Here is a 17,614-nt window from a genome sequence, read left to right as displayed (position 1 = left end):
ACACTCCCAGTGTTTTCGTTACCCGAGCTCCCCATGCCCGACTTGCGCTCCATCGACGCCATCGTAACTGAACAACAGAAAAATTCCCTTGCCAGGGCGATTGATCAGGTCAACACGTTGGTGGTGGGCAAACCACAACAGGTCAAGCTGGCCTTTGTTGCGGTGCTGGCCGGTGGTCATCTGTTGCTGGAGGATGTGCCCGGGCTGGGCAAGACCACCCTGGCCCATGCCCTGGCGCAGACCCTGGGCCTGGGGTTCAAGCGCGTGCAGTTCACCACCGACCTGCTGCCGGCCGATGTGATCGGCGTGTCCATCCACGAGCCGCAACACGGGCGTTTTGTCTTCCATCCCGGGCCGGTGTTCACCGGCGTGCTGCTGGCCGATGAGATCAACCGCGCACCACCGCGCACCCAGAGTGCCCTGCTCGAGGCCATGGCCGAACACCAAGTCACCGTGGATGGCGTCAGTCACCCGCTGCCGGACCCCTTCTTGGTCATCGCCACCCAGAACCCGACCGACCTGAGCGGCACCTTCCCGCTGCCGGATTCGCAACTGGACCGCTTCACCCTGCGCCTGAGCCTGGGTTACCCCAGCCCGGCCGCCGAGCGCGCCCTGCTGCGCGGCGAGCATCGCCGGCAGATGATTGCCAACAGCCCGGCGCAACTGGATGCAGCCAGCATCACCGCCCTGCGCCAGGCTGTGACCCAGGTACACGTCAGCGATGCCCTGCTCGATTACCTGCAGGCCTTGCTGGCCGCCAGCCGCCAGCATGCCGACATCGCCACCGGGCTGTCCCCGCGTGCGGGCCTGGCCCTGCTGCAATCGGCCCGGGCCCATGCCCTGCTGCGTGGCCGCGGCCATGTCCTGCCCGATGACATCCAGGCCGTGTTTGTCGCCCTGGCCGGCCATCGCCTGGTTGCTGCCGGCGGCCTGCTTGATGGCCAGGCCCTGGCGCAGACCCTGCTGGCACGGGTGGCGGTGGATTGAAGCGGCGCGCACTCCTGCAGCAACACGCCCGCCGATGGCTGCGCCGGCTGATCCCGGCCCGGCGCCGTGCCCTGCCGTGCGTGATCGAGAACCGCCGCATCTATGTGCTGCCCACCGGCCTGGGGCTGTTTCTGGCCGTTCTGGTCCTGATGATGACCCTGGGCGCACTCAACTACGCCAACAACCCGGCCCTGCTGCTGGCCCTGCTGGTGGCCGGCGCCGGCCTGGCCAGCGCGCTGGCCGCACACCTGCAACTGTCCGGGCTGGTGGTCAGCGCCGTCCACGCCGCCCCGGTAGCGGCAGGCCAGCCATTGCAGGTGCAGATCCAGCTGGAACAGACCAGCGGGCGTGCCCGTGACGGCCTGCAACTGCACTTTGATGATGCGCCGCCGGCCACCGTGACCATGGCACCGGCCGGCCTGCAGGCCACGTGCACCTTGCCGACCCAGCGCCGCGGCCTGCTGCCGCTGCCGCCGCTGTCGCTGTCCACCACCCAACCCCTGGGCCTGGTACTGGCTTTCAGCCGCCTGCTGCCGCACGCGCAGTGCCTGGTCCATCCTTGCGCCGAGCCCAACGGCCCACCCCTGCCCATACCGCCGGCGCCGGCCGGCAACCGCAGCAGCCACCAGGGCGAGGACGAGCAGCTGCGCGACTACCGCGCCGGTGACAGCCGGGCCCGCATTGCCTGGAAGGCATCGGCACACCGCCAGGGTCTGCTGGTACGCCAGCCGACCAGTGGCGGGCCGGCACCGGTGAACCTGGACTGGCAGCAGCTGGGCAGCCTCGGCCACGAGGCCCGGATCAGCCGCCTGACCCACTGGGTCCAGCTGGCCGCCCACAGCGGCGTGCCCTGGCAACTGCAGCTGCCGGGCCAGGCCGCACTGGGCCCGGGCAGCGGCCATGACCACCTGCAGGCCTGCCTGCGCGCACTGGCGTTGCTGCCCGATGGCCGCTGACAGCCTCTCCCCGCCCCTGCCCTTGCCGATGCGCTGGCCGGTGCTGGCCACCCTGGGCCTGGCCCTGCTGCCACTGCTGCTGCAGCTGCCCGGCACCCTCGCACTGCTGGTGGCCGGCAGCTGGTTGCTGGTCAGCGGACTGAGCCTGCGCTGGCCACTGCCGACCATCGTGCGTCTGCTGCTGGTGGCCGTCATGCTGTTCACCATCGCCGCGCAGATGGGCCTGCGCCCGGGGCGCGATACCGGTTGCGCCCTGCTGGCGGCGATGCTGGCGATCAAGGGCAGCGAACTGCGCACCCTGCGCGATGCCCGCAGCGCTGCCGGCTTCGCCCTGTTCGCCCCGTTTGCCGCCTTCCTGCTCGACCAGGGCCCGCTCACCCTGGTTCTGGGCTTGGCGGCCGTGCTGGCCACCCTGGCCTGTCTGGCCCGGCTGGCGCGCTGGTCCACCGGGCTGGCGCCACAACCGCTGCGTCCGATGCTGCGTCAACTCGGCGTGCTGCTCACCCTGGCCCTGCCCCTGACCCTGTCCGCGTTCTGGCTGCTGCCACGCCTGGACGGCCCGCTGTGGGGGCTGCCCGACCGTGCGGTCGGCCGTCCCGGTCTGGGTGACACCCTGGAACCGGGCAAGTGGATCGACCTGATGGCCGATGACAGCGCCGCGGCCCGGGTGCATTTCAAGGGGGCGGTACCGCCGCCGGAACAGCGCTACTGGCGCGGCCCGGTGATGAGCCTGTTCGATGGCCAGCGCTGGGAACGTGCCGACATCACCCTGCCCTTGCCCAGCCACGCCCCTGGCACGGGGCAATGGCGCTACACCATCGAATACGAACCCACCGACCGCCGCCAGCTGGTGGCCCTGGACCTGCCGCTGGCCGCCCCAGCCGGCAGCCGCCTGGATGGCCAGTACAGCCTGCGCAGCGAGCGCCGCCTGACCACCCTGACCCGCTGGGAGCTGGAATCGCGCCCCGCCGGCAACGATTCCACCCCACTGCCCGCCGCCCTGCAGCGCCACTACCTGTCCCTGCCGCCGGGCTACAACCCACGCACCGTGGCCCTGGGCCGGCAATGGCGGCAGCAGGCCGGCGCGGCCACCGACGCCGATGCCGTCGTGGTCCAGCGTGCGCTGGCCTGGATCAGCCGTGATTTCAGCTACTCCCTGTCCACCCCGCTGGCCGGCCGTCACAGCGCCGATGAGTTCCTGTTTGACCAGCGCGCCGGTTTCTGCGAGCACTACAGCTCGGCCTTTGCCATCCTGATGCGCAGCGCCGGGGTACCGACGCGGGTGGTCACCGGCTATGCCGGCGGCGTGCGCAACCGCTATGGCGATTACTGGCTGTTGCGGCGCATGGACGCCCATGCCTGGAACGAGGTCTGGCTGGCCGGCCGCGGCTGGGTCCGGGTGGACCCCACCGCTGCAGTGGCGCCGGAGCGCATCTTCGACACGCTGGAGCAACGCCTGGCCGATGGCCAGGTCGCCGGGGACGGTCTGCTGCCGGCCATCCAGCTGCGCTGGCAGGCCCTGCGCCAGGCCGGGGACTGGCTGCGCCAACGCTGGAACCAGCAGGTGCTGGGCTACGACGCGGCCGCCCAGGCACGCCTGCTGCGCTACTTCCAGCTGGACAACGACCAGCTCGGGCGCAGCCTGTTGCTGCTGGCCTGGCTGTGCGCCAGCGCCCTGGCCATCACCTTGATGTGGTGGTGGCTGGGCCGCCGCCAGCGCCCGGCCGATCCATTGCTGGCCGCCTGGCAGGCCCTGGGCCAGCGCTACCGCAAACTGGGCCTGGAACCTGCCCACAACGAAAGTGCCCAGGCCTGGGCACTGCGGGTCCAACGTCACCTGCCCGACAGCCCGCTGCCGGCCCTGGCCCGGCGCTACAACGCCAGTCGCTATGCCGGCCAGCACGACCGGCAACTGCTGGCCCAGCTGCGCCGGCACCGCCCCAAAAGCAACTGAACGCCTGTACTGCTGCCCGCTGCCACGTCACAGGCAGGCGGGCTACACTGCCGCTACTGCGGTGAGGCCCCACCGACATCAACGGAGTTGCCTTATGAACATTCGTCTCTTGCTGCCCGCCCTGGCCAGCGTGCTGCTGGCCGCCTGCGCCACTGCGCCCAAGCCGCTGCAGGGCCAATTCGCCCCGATCACCCCGCAACAGAGCCTGGCCGCCGGCACCCAGGGCCAGAGCGTGCGCTGGGGTGGCCGCGTGATCGAAACCCTGCCCGGTGCCAACCAGACCTGTTTCCAGATGCTGGGCCGCCCGCTCAACAGCCTGGGCCGGCCGATGACCAACAACAGCGACGCCAGCGACGGGCGTTTCCTGGCCTGCCGCGCCGGTTTCTATGACCCGGCCGTGTTCCAGCCCGGCCGCGACATCACCTTCATCGGCCGCGTCGACGGCCAGGAAGACGTCACTATCGGCGAATATCAGTACAAGCTGCCGCGCCTGGCCGCTGAAACCATCTACCTGTGGCCGGAACAGACCACCTCCAACCTGCCGCCGCCCTACCCCTACCATGGCCCGTGGGGCCCGGGTCCGTGGGGACCGCGCTGGGGTTGGTACGGCTGGTGGTGAACCGCCTCGCCCAATAAAAAACGGCGCCGCAAGGCGCCGTTTTCACATGCACCAAACCACCGCCTCAGACGCCGAAGTCCCCCAGCGCAGCACCGGCCAGCAGGTGCATGTGGATGTGGAAGACAGTCTGTCCGGCATGTTCGCGGCAGTTCATCACGATGCGGTAGCCATCCTCGGCCAGCCCCTGCTGGCGGGCATAATTCGCCGCGGCCAGGGCCAGTTTGCCGACCAGCGGCGCCTGCCCGGCAGTCAGGTCATCCAGGGTCGGGATGATCACGTTCTTGGGGATGAACAGCACATGCACCGGAGCCTTCGGCGCGATGTCCTCAAAGCCCAGCACCTCCTCGTCCTCGTAGACGATGGTGGCGGGAATCTCGCGGCGGATGATCTTGCTGAAAATCGTTTCCTGGCTCATGGGCTGCCTTGTGCAATCAAACTGAAAGGCAAGCTTAGCCGATGGATCAGCGTGGCACTTCGGCGCGGCTGCCGAAGGCATGCGACAAGGTGCCGCGGTCCACATATTCCAGTTCGCCGCCCAGCGGCAGGCCTTGGGCCAGACGGCTGGGACGCACCCCGTGCCGACGTGCCAGCTGGGCCAGATAGTGCGCGGTGGCCTCGCCCTCCACGGTGGCACTGGTGGCAATGATCAGTTCGCCGACCTCACCCTGGGCCAGGCGCTGCCCCAGCAGCTCCAGCCCCAGCTCGACCGGACCGATACCGTCCAGCGGCGACAGGCGCCCTAGCAGCACGTAATACAGGCCGCGAAAGCCGGTGGCCTGTTCAATGGCCAGGCGATCGGCTGGTGATTCCACCACACACAGCTGGCCACGTTCGCGCCCGGGGGCACGACACAGCGGGCACAGCGCGTCCTGGCTGAAATCACGGCAACTGTCACAGCGGCCGATCACTTCCACGGCCTCGGCCAGCACCCGGGCCAGCTCGGCGCCACGCTCGCGGTCGCGCTCCAGCACGTGGTAAGCCATGCGCTGGGCACTCTTGGGCCCGACCCCGGGCAGGATGCGCAGGGCCGAAATCAATTGATCCAACAAGGGGGCAGTCACGATGGCACCTTCGATGGCAGTGTGCGGAAAAACCGCACACTGGCCGGTCATGCTCAGAACGGCAGCTTCATGCCCGGCGGCAGCTGCATGCCGGCGGTGGCCGCACCCATCTTGCTCTTGGACTCAAGGTCGATCTTGTTGGAGGCATCGTTGAAGGCGGCCGCGATCAGATCCTCAGCCATTTCCTGGTCCGCCAGGATCGACGGATCGATACGCACCTTGCGGCATTCCTTGGTGCCGGTCAGGGTCACGCTGACCATGCCGCCACCGGCGCTGCCGGTCACTTCCAGCTTGGCCAGGTCTTCCTGGGCGCGCTGCAGGTTTTCCTGCATCTTCTGCGCCTGCTGCATCAATTGAGCGATATTGCCACGCATAGTTTTTACTCTTGGTAAGGACGAATGGAATCGGGCACCACACGTGCGCCCTGCTGTTCAACCAGCGTGCGCACATGGGCATTGCCCAGGAAGGCAGCCTGGGCTGCATCCTGACGCTCGTTGCGCTCGCGGTCCTGGCGGGCATGCAACGTCTCGGCCTGCGCCTGGCCGGTGCCGAACACGATCCTGCGCTGCCCGCCGAAGCGGGCTGTCAGGGCCTGCTCCAGCTGCTGCAGCGAACGATCGGTCTGCAGGTAATCAAACCCGTCGGTCAATGCCAGACGCAGCACGCCATCGGCATGGGCAACAAAGGCACTGTTGGCGGCCAGCTCACGCGCCGGCCCGCTCAGCTCACTGGAAGCGACAAAGGCCAGCCAGTCATCGGCATCATGCAGCCCCCCTGACGCAGCGACTGGCGCCACAGGTGCGGGTGCGGGTGCGGGTGCGGCAGGCTGCGCCGGCGCGGCAGGCATGGCGAGCTGATCGTCCGCCTGTTCGGCATAGTGCTCGGCCATGGCCAGATCCCGCGCATCAGCCAGATCGCTGGCCACCATCGGCGGCGCAGACACCTCCGGGGTCGCCTGCACGGGCGCAGCTGCTGGAGCTGGAGCTGAATTTGGAGCCGATGCCACCGGCCACGGCGGCAGATCATCGCCGGCCGCCACCGGGGCAACCGCAGCGGGTGTCGGAGCCGGCGCCAGAACAGGAGCTGCCGGAGCAACCGGAGCAACCGGAGCAACCGGAGCAACCGGAGCAACCGGAGCAACCGGAGCAACCGGAGCAACCGGAGCAACCGGAGCAACCGGAGCAACCGGAGCAGGATCGACACTGGGCGTACTGCCGGCAAGCGCGCCGCCAGCCACCTGCGCCGGCACCTGGGCCGACGGACGGAAGGCCAGCATGCGCAGCACCACCATTTCAAAACCGGCGCGCGGATTGGGCGCCAGCGGCAGGTCGCGGCGGCCGGCCAGGGCCATCTGGTACCACAGCTGCACCACTTCGGCGCGCAGATGCGGGGCGAACTGGTCGGCATCGATGCCCTCGGCCACCAGTGGCGCGGACGGCACCAGCTGGCGCACCTGAATGCGGTGCAGGCCTTCGGCCAGTGCATCCAGCACCCCGGCCCAGTCCGGCGAGAACTCGGCCAGGGCCTGCACCACACCGAGCAAGGCGGCGCCGTCACCGGCGGTGAGCGCCTGCAACAGTGCGGCTACCTGCGAGCGGTCCACGCTGCCCAGCATGCTGGCCACCACGTCACTGCGCAGCTCGCCACCGGCATAGGCAATGGCCTGGTCCAGCAGGGAAAGACCATCACGCAGCGAACCATCGGCCGCACGCGCCAGCTGGGTGATCGCCGCGTCCTCGGCCGGAATCTGCTCGGCAGCCAGGATTTTGTGCATCTGCCCGCTGATCTGGGCCTGGTCCAGGCGCTTGAGGTTGAACTGCAGGCAGCGGCTGAGCACGGTGACCGGCAGTTTCTGCGGGTCGGTGGTGGCCAGCAGGAACTTCACATGCGCCGGCGGCTCTTCCAGGGTCTTGAGCAGCGCATTGAAGGCCGCCTTGGAGAGCATGTGCACTTCGTCGATCAGATAGACCTTGTACTTGCCACGGCTGGGCATGTACTGGGCGTTCTCGATCACCTCACGCACGTCATCCACACCGGTGTTGGAGGCGGCGTCGATTTCCAGCAGGTCGATGTAACGGCCGGCATCGATGTCCAGGCAGGCCGCGCATTCCCCGCAGGGATCGGCACTGGTGCCGCGCTCACAGTTCAGCGACTTGGAAAAAATGCGCGCGATGGTGGTCTTGCCCACGCCGCGGGTGCCGGTGAACAGGAAGGCGTGATGGACCCGGCCGGTGTCCAGCGCATTGGACAGCGCGCGCACCACATGCTCCTGGCCGACCAATTCGGCAAAACGCCTGGGGCGCCACTTGCGGGCCAGAACGAGATAGGACATCGGCTCGAGAGGTAAGGTGGATGGGACATTGTGCCATGCCCGACCCACCCGTACCGACGCCTGCAAAGAAGCTTGCACGCAACCCTTGTCCTCACCGCAAAGTAACGTTATGATTTGCGCCCCTGCACTGCTGCATACGCAGCCGGTACAGGTCCCGGAGAGGTGTCCGAGTGGTTGAAGGAGCACGCCTGGAAAGTGTGTAAGCGTCTAAACCGCGCTTCGGGGGTTCGAATCCCCCTCTCTCCGCCAGATTCAGTTGTAAACCCGGGCCGCGCTCAGCGCGGCTCGCGTCTATGGAGGCCCTGTCGGCCCCTCGCGACGCTAGATCGAAAACTCCGCCAGGGCCGGAAGGCAGCAACGGTATCGATCGACGCGGGCGCCGAGGTCAGCCGGCAGGGCTTCCACCTTTTTGCAACACACAAAAAGCCCGGCGCTGCGAGCCCGGGCTTTTTTGTTGCCACAAAGCGCCGCTCAACCGGCGCGCGGTGCCTGTGGCTCGGCCAGCGGCCACACCTGCCCGGGCCGGGCCACGCGCAGGCCACGCTGCTCTAGGGCCTGGCCATCGGCCACGCTGGCATAGTGGTAAAGCAACATGCGCGCGCGCAGCTCGGCACTGTATTCACGCTCCAGGTCATCCACCCCGGTATGCGACGGGTTGCCGACCAGGCCACAGTCATGGGCAATCAATTCACCTTGCCCGGCATGGCGCGCCAACTGCTCGGGAATCGGCCGGGTGTCACCGGTCCAGACCACACTGCCGGCCAGACGCAGGCCGTAGGCGGTCTGTGGCCAATGATGGCGGGCCTCGAACACCTCCAGGCGCAGGCCGTCATGCCAGAACGCCTCACCCACCACCACCAGCTGGAAGGCATCCCAGAAATTGACCCCACCCTCGGCCAGCACATTGGGGTAATCAGCCACCCGCCGGTGCAGCAACGGCACCACCGTGGCCGGTACGTACAGACGCACCTTGCCGCGCCGGGCCGGGTCGAACCAGGTGGCAATGAACAGGCGCTCGAAACCGGCCACATGGTCCAGGTGGACATGGGTGACAAACATCGCTTCGGGCATCGCGCCGTAAGTGGCGCGGTAAGCCGTGAGCCCTTCGCCGCCGCAATCAATGGCCAGCCACGGCGCGCCGTCGCGCTCGATCACCGCCATCGGCGAACCCAGCTCGACGGCAGCGGCGCTGCCGACACCCAGAAAACGCAGCCCCCAGGACATCAGCAGCCTCGCGACCAGGCCAGGTCGTAAGCCCGACGCAGGCGGGCAAAATCACGCTCGACCATCTCCATGCTGCGCTCGCCGCGGTACTTGAGCAGCGACCGCTTGAGCCGGCGCAGGTTGCGCTCACGCCAGCCGGTGGCAAGGATGCGGATCTGGCCACGGTCAAAATCAATCAGCCAGCAGTGGCCATTGGCATCGATCAGGATGTTGTGGGCATTGAGGTCGGCATGGTCCAGCCCGGCGCGATGGAAGCGGGCAATCATCCGCCCCACCTCTTCCCAGGGGGCGCCTTCGCCGGCCACCAGGGCACGGTCGGCCAGCGAACGCACACCCTCGATACGCTCCATCAGGATCGCGGCGCGATAACCCAGGCCGTTACGCAGGTAACAGGCCGCCAGTGCATGCGGCACCGGCAACCCCTCGGCACGCAGCCGGCGCATCAGCCGGAATTCGGCAAAACTGCGGCTACGCTGCGAGCCTGTCCACAGGTAACGGTCAGCACTGACGCGCGCCACCAGGCCTCCGCGGCGATAATGGCGCAGCACCGTCGCACCGAACGGCGCATCGACAAACCAGGCACTGCCACGGCCGCCATCACCCACCGGACGCGCACGCCCGGCCCAGTAGCCCGGGTCGAACAGGGCCGCATCGACTTGTCGCAGCCGCTCCCGGTCAAACACAATGGCACCGTAACTCCGCCCCGAGCGGCATGGCGTCATTGCTTCATTGGCGTCAAAAGCGACCATTCCATTGAGTCTAACAACACCATGCAGCAATCGTCCTCCCCCCTGTGCCTTTTACGCCTGTCCGCACTGGGCGATGTGACCCATGTCGTCCCCCTGGTCCGCACCCTGCAACGGGCCAATGCGCAGCAGCCGATCCACTGGATCATCGACAAGGCCGGGCACAAACTGCTCGAAGGCCTGCCGGGTGTGCACTTCCACACCTATGACAAGAAGACCGGCCTGGCCGGCATGCGCGCCCTGCGCGCGGAGCTGATGCCACTGTCCCCGTTCGATGCACTGCTGCAGCTGCAGGTCTCCCTGCGCGCCAATGTACTGTCAGGCTTCATCCCGGCCCGGCGCCGGATCGGCTATGACGCCAGCCGCTCCAAGGAGCTGCACGGGCTTTTCATCAACGAGCGCATCCCCGCCTTCCAGGGCGGCCACGTGCTCGATGCAATCGGCCGCTTTGCCCGCCCACTGGGCGTGGAGCAGACCGAGGTCAGCTGGGACCTGGCCACGCCGCAGGCGGCCATCGACTGGGCACAGGCGCAATGGGAGGACGACGGCCGCCCGGTACTGGCCATTTCACCGTGCTCCAGCCATGCCCTGCGCAACTGGCACGCCGCCGGCTACGCCGCCCTGGCCGACCACGCCAATGCAAACGGCTGGCGCGTGGTGCTGGTGGGCGGGCGAAGTGAACTGGAACGCCAGGTCAGCGACGCCATCCTGGCGCAGGCACAGCAGCCGATCCTGGACCTGGTCGGCCGCGACACCCTCAAGCAGCTGCCCGCCCTGCTGGCCCGCGCCAACCTGCTGGCCACCCCCGATTCGGGCCCGATGCACATCGCCAATGCCGTCGGCACCAAGGTGCTGGGCCTGCATGCGGCCACCAACCCCGAGCGCAGCGGCCCGTACTCGGACCGCCGCTACTGCGTGAACCGCTATGACGATGCCGCGCGCAAGTTTGCCGGCAAGCCCGGCCACGCCCTGAAATGGGGCAGCAAGATCGAGCATGACGGCGTCATGGACCTGATCACCGTCGATGACACCCTGGCCGCGTTCCAGCGTTACTGCCAGGACCATCCCGGCGGCCACCGCTGACAACCCCATGCAAAAGGGCTGCCCCATGGCAGCCCTTTTTTCCTCGTGCACAACGCCCTGGTGATCAGCCGGCGCGGTAATCGCGGTAGGACTTCTCTTCCACGTAGCCCGAGCCCAGGGCCAGGTTGATCGCCTTCTTCACCCGTGCCCGTTCGTCATTGTTGAGGTAGACGCTGCGCGCCAGGGCCACGAAGTCGGCATCAAAGGCCTGGTCACGCTCCTTCAGGCGCACCGCATCCTCGATGTCCCAGAGCGCCTCGTTGACCACCTTGAGCTCCTCGCGCAGGCCGGACACCTCGCGCACCGCCGCCGGATGCGCCTGCCAGGTCGCCTCCAGGGTCTGCAGTTCGTGCCGCACATTGGCCAGCTTGGCTGCATCGGTGATGCGCTCGGACTTGATCTGCAGGATGGAGATCTTGTCCAGCAACTCACCAAAGGACACGGGCACCTGGATCTCGGACATGACACACACTCAAAGGATGACCGGGCCAGTTTAGCGCCCGCCTGCCGCCACGCCCAACACCACGGATGGCCGACCGATGCGATCCGGCCATGGCAGGCCCGTAACGAAACAAGCCGCCCGAAGGCGGCTTGTTTCTTGTATCTGGCGGAGAGGGGGACTGCCATAGATCCGTCCAAGGAAATCCAGTGGCATCGCAAATAACATATATTTGCCATTTAGTTTCAATGGCTTACAAGTGACATCATCCAGCACCGTCCAGCAACACCCATCACCACCCAACGCGAAATGGCATACCAGATGGCATACTGGATGGCATACCAGATGGCATACCAGACACCCATGGCACTGCTTACCGACATCAAAGCCAGAAGCACCACTCCCGGGAGCACAGCACTGCCACACGGCGGAGTCCCCGGCCTAAGCCTGCATCCTTCACGCACAAAGAAGGGGCAAGGTAAGTGGGTCCTACGCTACGTGAGCCCTACCACTGGCAAACGCCGCAATGCAGGCCTCGGCAGCTACCCGCATGTGAGCATCGCCCTTGCCGGCAAGCTGGCTCGCGAAATGCGCGAAGAGATTGCACTTGGGCAAGATCCCCTGGCGACCAAGGCGCCCGCAGTTGCTGCACCCGTGATGCCAACCTTCCAAGAGGCGGCAGAACAGGTACATGCCGAACTCAAGCCAGGGTGGAAGAATGCCAAGCACGCCCAGCAGTGGATCAACACGCTTACCGAGTACGCCTTCCCCAAGATCGGCTCCTTGCCGATGGACCAACTTCAGCCCCGTCATATGGCCGATGTCTTGCGCCCGATCTGGCTGGAAAAAGCGGAGACCGCTTCCCGGGTAAAGCAGCGTTTGCATGCCGTGATGGCCTGGGGCTGGGCGCACGGGTTCAACCAAGCCAACCCTGTGGATGTAGTCACCCATCTGCTACCGGTACAACCCAGCAAGACGGTCCGACAAGAGCACCAACCTGCCATGCCCTGGACTGACATCCCGGCGTTTGTCAAAACCAGACTGGTGGATACATACGAGCTAGATGTCACCAAACGTGCGCTGCTGTTTTTGATCTTGACCGCTGCGCGCTCTGGCGAAGTCAGGGGAATGACTTGGGATGAGGTCAATTTGCGCAACAAAGTCTGGATCATTCCTGCCGATCGCATGAAAGCCAGCCAGACCCATCGAGTCCCACTCTCTGAGCAAGCCATCACTTTGCTGCAGGTACAGGTAGGCAAGCACGATCATCTGGTCTTCCCATCGATCCATTCCCGAACAGTCCTCTCGGACATGACCCTAACTGCGCTATTGCGCCGCCTGAAGGCCCACAGCGATAGCGACAAGCGGATAGCCACCGCGCACGGCTTCCGGTCAAGCTTTCGCGACTGGTGCAGCGAGGAAGGCTATGCTCGGGATCTTGCTGAACGCGCGCTGGCCCACACTGTCCAAAACAAGGTCGAAGCTGCCTATCACCGCACCGATCTGCTGGAGCAACGACGCCCCATGATGCAGGCATGGGCTGATTTCATCCTCCCCAGACCTGCTCCGGACTGAACCGCCCCGACTTTCTTGGAGGCCATTTGGTTTGAGTCAGGCCGCTTTGGCCTGACCGGCTTGCTGCCGATAGTAAGCCGCTTCGGCTTCCGCTGGCGGGATGTTCCCGATCGGCCCCAGCAGTCATTGGTGGTTGTACCAGTACACCCAGTCCAGCGTGGGGCCAGCTCCACCTGATCGCGATTGCGCCACGAATGCCGATGGATCACCTCGGCCTTGTACAGCCCATTGGTCGTCTCGGCCAGCGTGCTGCCATAGCTATCGTGCACGCTGCCCGCCGACAGTTCGACCCCGGCCTCGGCTAGTTGTGTAGCGACCCATCGGTTCCTGCTCAGGTCATGCTACTAACAACCAAGCAGTTGGACAGCGCCGCCAAACGAAGTGGTCACAGCAGCCAGCCAGTTGGACTCTTGGCATGGCACCGATGTCCGCTTTCGGCCAACTCCTGCCGTTTGCAACGGCAGGTTGTGCGGTTGGAAATTCGACAGAGTCGGCGAACAGCAGATTTGGAGTGTGCTGATTCTATTGATCCTTTCAGGCTGATCTGCGACGCACGAACGAGGGGATGACGTCACTCTGTCGCGGTAAGTTATAGTACTGACATGGGCGACCATATAACCACGTGGAAAGCATGAGAATTCTTTTTAGCGGCAGCGAATTTTCCTGTACATTCGAATCGACCCGTTGACTTGAGTCGACAAGTCTTGAGTTCCTCTCTCGTTTTTCCTGCGAAGTCGCCGCCTCCGGACCGAGTGATCTCACTTGGCAGCGGTTTGCCCGTCGTGCCGGAGAGATTGTTACTCGCGCACGCGCGAGGGCACGTTCTATTTATCGCCGGCGCCGGTGTGTCCAAGCCCGCGGGGTTGCCCGACTTCCGCGAGCTGGTGGTCGACGTCTACGCGAAGCTAGACACGGGCGTGCATGCTGTTGTGACCGGCAGCAAGGATGACGAGCCCGGCGACCTTAGCGGCCTGACCAGCCAGCAAATCGCTGAAGTCAAAAGATTCAAGCGGCGGGACTACGATGTCGTACTAGGCATGCTTGAGCGCAGGATCGACGACAAACCCAGCGGCACGAGTCGGGTGAGAGCAACGGTCACCGAAGTCCTTCGTGCCGCTGGGACGAAGCCGGCCCCGATCCACAAGGCGCTCATGCGACTGGCCGACCGTGGTGGCGCTTCCGCTATCGTCACCACGAACTTCGACCTCCTGCTACAGAGCGGGGTTAGCGGGAAGGCAAAACTGCAAACGTACTCACTTGGTGGGATTCCTCGGCCGGGGCGAGGCGGCGAGTTCGCGGGCATTCTTCACATTCATGGCGCCTTGGACCGCAACTCCAGAAGAACCTCTGATCTCGTCTTTACCGATCAGGATTTTGGCGAGTTTTACATGCGCAGGCGCACCGTGCCAGATTTCATCTACGATGCAGCGCGGCTGTTCCATCTCGTGCTCATCGGCTATAGCGCCGACGACCCTCCGATGCGTTACCTATTGAACGCCATTGCCGCCGACGGAGTACGCTTCGACGATCTCAAGGAGCGCTTCACGTTCGTCGGCGTCGAAACGCCGGATCCGGTTCTTGTTGAAGACTGGAAGGGCCGTGGAATCACGCCAATCGCCTACGATAGCAAGGGTCATCACCAGTCGCTTCTGAAGCTACTGGAACGCTGGGCCGAACTCTCCGCTGTAAACGGAAGGCCCGGGAAGATTGAAGCCGAGGTCAAGCGAATCGTAAAGACGCCAAGGAATGCCGCAGACGAGTCCGATCGTGACCTGTTCGACCACTTGGTTCGCCGCGGAAACACCAGCGAACGCGTAAGGATTTCCAGTCTAGCCTCTAAAGCCGGAGCAGACACCGGTTGGCTTGATGCCATCGCGGAGATCGCTTCGGAGCGAGAGAGCGAGGCGTCAGCATGAAGCCCCACTGGCCCCTATTGAACGACAGGGATCGCGATGCGGTACGGATGCTGATGGCGTTTCTGCATGGGCGGCTTTCGGAACGGCCGATTATCGAATGGGCGCTGAGGTCCAAACCACACGAGATCGTCAAGCGCGTCGCCGTCCTGCAATCTCTGGAATTCCTGGATGCGAAACAGCTCAAGGAACCATGGCGCTCGGCATGGCGCCTGATTGAGGAAAGCTGGGATCAAGAACTGCCGCAGTCATCGGGAATCGATGCCTACCGTGTACAACGACGCATCGCTGCCGGCGAGCGCTCCGGCTCCCTGATCTCCGCCATCATCGCTTTAGTGCAACCGAGGCTTGAGGTCGATGCACGATCTGAACGGCCCAAAGCAGTGACTTCCAAACGCCCACGCCGGGTAGAGGATCTGTTCCATGCCTCGCTCAGTAGCCAGAAGTTGGCTGATCTCGACATCTATCGACTCGATAGTATCGACGAGGTCGATTTTCTCACCTCACTTGGCATAGCGATCGAAGGAGCAGTGAACTACGGCATTGCCCTCGGGCGCAGGTTGGGATGGGAGGGCGACCACAAGTTCTGGCGGATTGGACAGCTGCACTACGTTGGTTACCAGGTTCGAAACGAAGACGGATACAACTGGGACGTAGACAAGTTTCACGATGGAATCGCGCCGTCGGTCAAGCTTCTCGACGCTGTTGTGAAAAGGATAGGTGCACTCGATCCGGGACAAGCGCGGGCGTTTGTGTCCCGCTGGAAACAGATGTCGACTCCGATTCATTTGCGGCTCTGGGCCTCGCTTTCGCAGGTCGGAGAACTCACGTCGGCCGACGAATTGACGGAAGCTCTGCCCGCATTGGAGGATCGACCGTTCTGGGATATTCATGCATTCCCAGAGATCGCCGAGTTGCGCGCACTTCGCTTCGACGACGTTGCGGAGAAGGCACGGAACAGGATGGTGGCCCGCATCAAGAGGGGGCCACCGCGGACGTTCTGGCCACGGGGCACGGATCGCGTCCGTGTCAAGGGCGCGCAGCAGTATTGGGCGGCGCGCGAGTTGCGTCGCATAGAGGTGGCCGGTAGTCGACTCCCGGCATCAGCTGCGAGTTGGCTGGCTGGGCTTCTGGACGAGTTCCAGGAGCTGAGGAACATGAACTCGATCCAGTTCGGGTTCCTGACCTCCGGGACAGCACGATGGGTCAAACCCGAGCCTGACGATCGCTTCAACGACCTTGTCGGTGAAGCGCTTCTGCGCGCCTTGGAGGGGGCGCTAGCCTCTGCTAGCAGCAGTTGGAGCGACGATCCCGCCGAGCGCGCTTCGGATTGGATCCGGAGTGGCGATAACGCCAGCCTGATTCTGTCCGAACTTGAGGCCGCTCGCGATGGCGGCGCCGAGTTTCCCAACACATGGGATCGTTTCGGCTGGTCTCACAATCCGCCGAATCGGGATAACGAGGGAGCCCCGGAGCACCGGCGCACGGGCGATCGAGTGCTAGCTTTGCTGGAGCTATTGCCTGCCGCGACGGTCGAGCCCGCAATCCAGGGAATCACGCACTGGATCTCGTCGTGGGAGCGTGTCGTCACGCAGTCGCCAACACTATTGGCGGTGTGGATCAAGCTCTGGCCAATCGCGGTGGCGGCCACGAACGAGACGACCGACGAAACTGACACGATTGATCTGAACCAGATCGTCGGATCTAGTCCCGAAGAAGAACCATCGGACTTGGACACTCTCAACACGGCGACGGGCCGGCTGGTGGGCGTCTTCCTTGCCTCCTGCCCCACCATCCAGGGAGATGAGAATCCCTTCGAAAGGAACGAACCGTTGCGCGTCATGCGTGATTCGATCATTGCGGCGGACGGCAAGTCAGGCTTGATTGGGCGGCACCGACTTATAGAAGAGCTTCCATACTTCCTGAAGGCCGACGAGGAATGGGCCAAGCGCAACCTGGTGGCGCCGCTGGCCGAAAACGATGCGGAATCCCTAGCTCTTTGGCGCGCCATTGCGCGCCGCACGCAGTTCACCAAGGTGTTGGAGGTAATCGGCCACCAGTTCGCGGACAGGGCAACCGACCGCCGACTCGGGCGCGAGACTCGAAGCTCCCTGCTGTCCAGCCTAGTGCTTGAATCCCTACACGCCTTCCGCGAAGGAAGGGATCCGGTGATCGCGAACGCGAAGGTCCAGCAAACGCTACGGGCTGCAGATGACGAAGTGCGGGCCAATGCCGCACAAACGGTGCAGCGCTTCCTAAGTTGGATGTCCACGGATCCGACGGTTCGGCCGCGGCAGTCCGCGGACGAGATATTTCGCCTTGCCATCGCACCTTTCCTCGAGAACGTCTGGCCGCAGGAGCGCTCGCTGGCCACGCGCGGTGTTAGCGCGGCATTCGCAGACTTGCCTGCCGCCGCAGGCCGGGCATTTAGCGAGGCGGTCGACGCGGTCGAGCGCTTCCTCGTGCCGTTCGATTGCTGGTCGATGTCCGACTTCGGACTGGGGGGCGACGTTGACGGCACTCCCCGATTGGCATTCATCAGTACGCCTGAAATAGCAGCCGCGCTCCTGCGCCTGCTGAACATTAGCATCGGCACCGCTGAAGGCTCGGTCGTCCCTATGGACCTGGCGGAGGCGCTGGATCAGATCCGATCCGCCGCCGGCAGGCTCGTACAAGATTCTGCGTTTCGGCGGCTGGAGACTGTAGCGCGTCGGCGATAGGCCGA

General features: G+C 65.0%; 15 protein-coding genes, 1 tRNA gene, 1 other RNA gene and 1 pseudogene. 10 read left to right on the top strand and 8 right to left on the bottom strand.

The features are described 5' to 3' along the window. Positions 1-33 precede the first annotated feature (33 nt). The 4 genes from ABB30_RS01750 (at position 34) to ABB30_RS01735 (ending at position 4,516) form a co-directional block, all read left to right on the top strand. On the top strand, positions 34-987 hold the full coding sequence (locus ABB30_RS01750) for an AAA family ATPase (RefSeq protein ID WP_057636548.1): 954 nt from the start codon (positions 34-36) through the stop codon (positions 985-987). After that, positions 984-1,943: a DUF58 domain-containing protein gene (locus ABB30_RS01745; protein ID WP_245626395.1), complete on the top strand. Its 960-nt coding sequence runs from the start codon at positions 984-986 to the stop codon at positions 1,941-1,943. The genes ABB30_RS01750 and ABB30_RS01745 overlap by 4 nt, the downstream gene beginning before the upstream one ends. Next, positions 1,933-3,897: a transglutaminase TgpA family protein gene (locus ABB30_RS01740; protein WP_057636546.1), complete on the top strand. Its 1,965-nt coding sequence runs from the start codon at positions 1,933-1,935 to the stop codon at positions 3,895-3,897. The genes ABB30_RS01745 and ABB30_RS01740 overlap by 11 nt, the downstream gene beginning before the upstream one ends. A 94-nt stretch (positions 3,898-3,991) precedes the next feature. After that, a complete protein-coding gene (locus ABB30_RS01735; RefSeq protein WP_057636544.1) occupies positions 3,992-4,516 on the top strand; it encodes a Slp family lipoprotein in 525 nt (174 codons plus the stop codon). Between the two features lie 64 nt (positions 4,517-4,580). On the opposite strand, the gene ABB30_RS01730 is transcribed toward ABB30_RS01735, so the two are convergent. Genes ABB30_RS01730 through dnaX form a run of 4 tightly spaced genes read right to left on the bottom strand, consistent with a single transcriptional unit; the run spans position 4,581 to position 7,909 of the window. After that, complete coding sequence (locus ABB30_RS01730; RefSeq protein WP_057636543.1) at positions 4,581-4,931, bottom strand: histidine triad nucleotide-binding protein; 351 nt, start codon at positions 4,929-4,931, stop codon at positions 4,581-4,583. Positions 4,932-4,977: 46 nt separating this feature from the next. After that, positions 4,978-5,577: a recombination mediator RecR gene (gene recR / locus ABB30_RS01725; protein ID WP_057636640.1), complete on the bottom strand. Its 600-nt coding sequence runs from the start codon at positions 5,575-5,577 to the stop codon at positions 4,978-4,980. 53 nt (positions 5,578-5,630) lie between these two features. Next, the gene (locus ABB30_RS01720; protein WP_057636541.1) at positions 5,631-5,951 is read right to left on the bottom strand and encodes a YbaB/EbfC family nucleoid-associated protein; all 321 of its coding nucleotides are present in this window, start codon (positions 5,949-5,951) and stop codon (positions 5,631-5,633) included. 5 nt (positions 5,952-5,956) lie between these two features. Further along, positions 5,957-7,909, bottom strand: coding sequence for a DNA polymerase III subunit gamma/tau (gene dnaX / locus ABB30_RS01715; RefSeq protein WP_057636539.1), 1,953 nt, complete (start codon positions 7,907-7,909; stop codon positions 5,957-5,959). Between the two features lie 156 nt (positions 7,910-8,065). Here dnaX and ABB30_RS01710 point away from each other — a divergent pair. Further along, positions 8,066-8,158 (top strand) — tRNA-Ser (locus ABB30_RS01710). A gap of 53 nt (positions 8,159-8,211) precedes the next feature. Then, positions 8,212-8,308, top strand: an RNA gene (ffs, locus tag ABB30_RS15575) — signal recognition particle sRNA small type. Between the two features lie 72 nt (positions 8,309-8,380). On the opposite strand, the gene ABB30_RS01705 is transcribed toward ffs, so the two are convergent. Both ABB30_RS01705 and ABB30_RS01700 read right to left on the bottom strand, forming a co-directional pair. Then, positions 8,381-9,133 carry an MBL fold metallo-hydrolase gene (locus ABB30_RS01705; RefSeq protein ID WP_057636538.1) on the bottom strand — a complete coding sequence of 251 codons (753 nt, stop codon included), beginning with the start codon at positions 9,131-9,133 and terminating at the stop codon, positions 8,381-8,383. Continuing rightward, the gene (locus ABB30_RS01700) at positions 9,133-9,882 is read right to left on the bottom strand and encodes a 3-deoxy-D-manno-octulosonic acid kinase (RefSeq protein WP_057636536.1); all 750 of its coding nucleotides are present in this window, start codon (positions 9,880-9,882) and stop codon (positions 9,133-9,135) included. Before ABB30_RS01700 ends, ABB30_RS01705 begins: the two co-directional genes overlap by 1 nt. Before the next feature lie 21 nt (positions 9,883-9,903). On the opposite strand from ABB30_RS01700, the gene ABB30_RS01695 reads away from it, so the two are divergent. Then, on the top strand, positions 9,904-10,962 hold the full coding sequence (locus ABB30_RS01695; protein ID WP_057636534.1) for a glycosyltransferase family 9 protein: 1,059 nt from the start codon (positions 9,904-9,906) through the stop codon (positions 10,960-10,962). Between the two features lie 64 nt (positions 10,963-11,026). On the opposite strand, the gene ABB30_RS01690 is transcribed toward ABB30_RS01695, so the two are convergent. Further along, entirely contained in the window at positions 11,027-11,425 is a 399-nt protein-coding gene (locus ABB30_RS01690) for a DUF6165 family protein (protein WP_057636532.1), read from the bottom strand. Positions 11,426-11,710: 285 nt separating this feature from the next. Between ABB30_RS01690 and ABB30_RS01685 the strand changes: the two genes are divergently transcribed. Further along, complete coding sequence (locus tag ABB30_RS01685; protein ID WP_337778018.1) at positions 11,711-12,976, top strand: tyrosine-type recombinase/integrase; 1,266 nt, start codon at positions 11,711-11,713, stop codon at positions 12,974-12,976. A gap of 36 nt (positions 12,977-13,012) precedes the next feature. Here the strand turns inward: ABB30_RS01685 and ABB30_RS15570 are convergent. Continuing rightward, positions 13,013-13,284 (bottom strand): annotated as a pseudogene (locus ABB30_RS15570) (integrase core domain-containing protein); the annotation flags it as partial. 537 nt (positions 13,285-13,821) lie between these two features. Here ABB30_RS15570 and ABB30_RS01680 point away from each other — a divergent pair. After that, complete coding sequence (locus ABB30_RS01680; protein ID WP_152980497.1) at positions 13,822-14,892, top strand: SIR2 family protein; 1,071 nt, start codon at positions 13,822-13,824, stop codon at positions 14,890-14,892. Beyond that, a complete protein-coding gene (locus tag ABB30_RS01675) occupies positions 14,889-17,609 on the top strand; it encodes a hypothetical protein (protein ID WP_152980496.1) in 2,721 nt (906 codons plus the stop codon). The genes ABB30_RS01680 and ABB30_RS01675 overlap by 4 nt, the downstream gene beginning before the upstream one ends. Positions 17,610-17,614: the final 5 nt, after the last annotated feature.

Source organism: Stenotrophomonas ginsengisoli, assembly GCF_001431485.1.
In the GTDB taxonomy this organism is placed as follows: Bacteria; Pseudomonadota; Gammaproteobacteria; order Xanthomonadales; family Xanthomonadaceae; genus Stenotrophomonas; species Stenotrophomonas ginsengisoli.
Note: the sequence above shows the minus strand (reverse complement) of the source record. Positions and strands in the feature narration are given on the sequence as shown.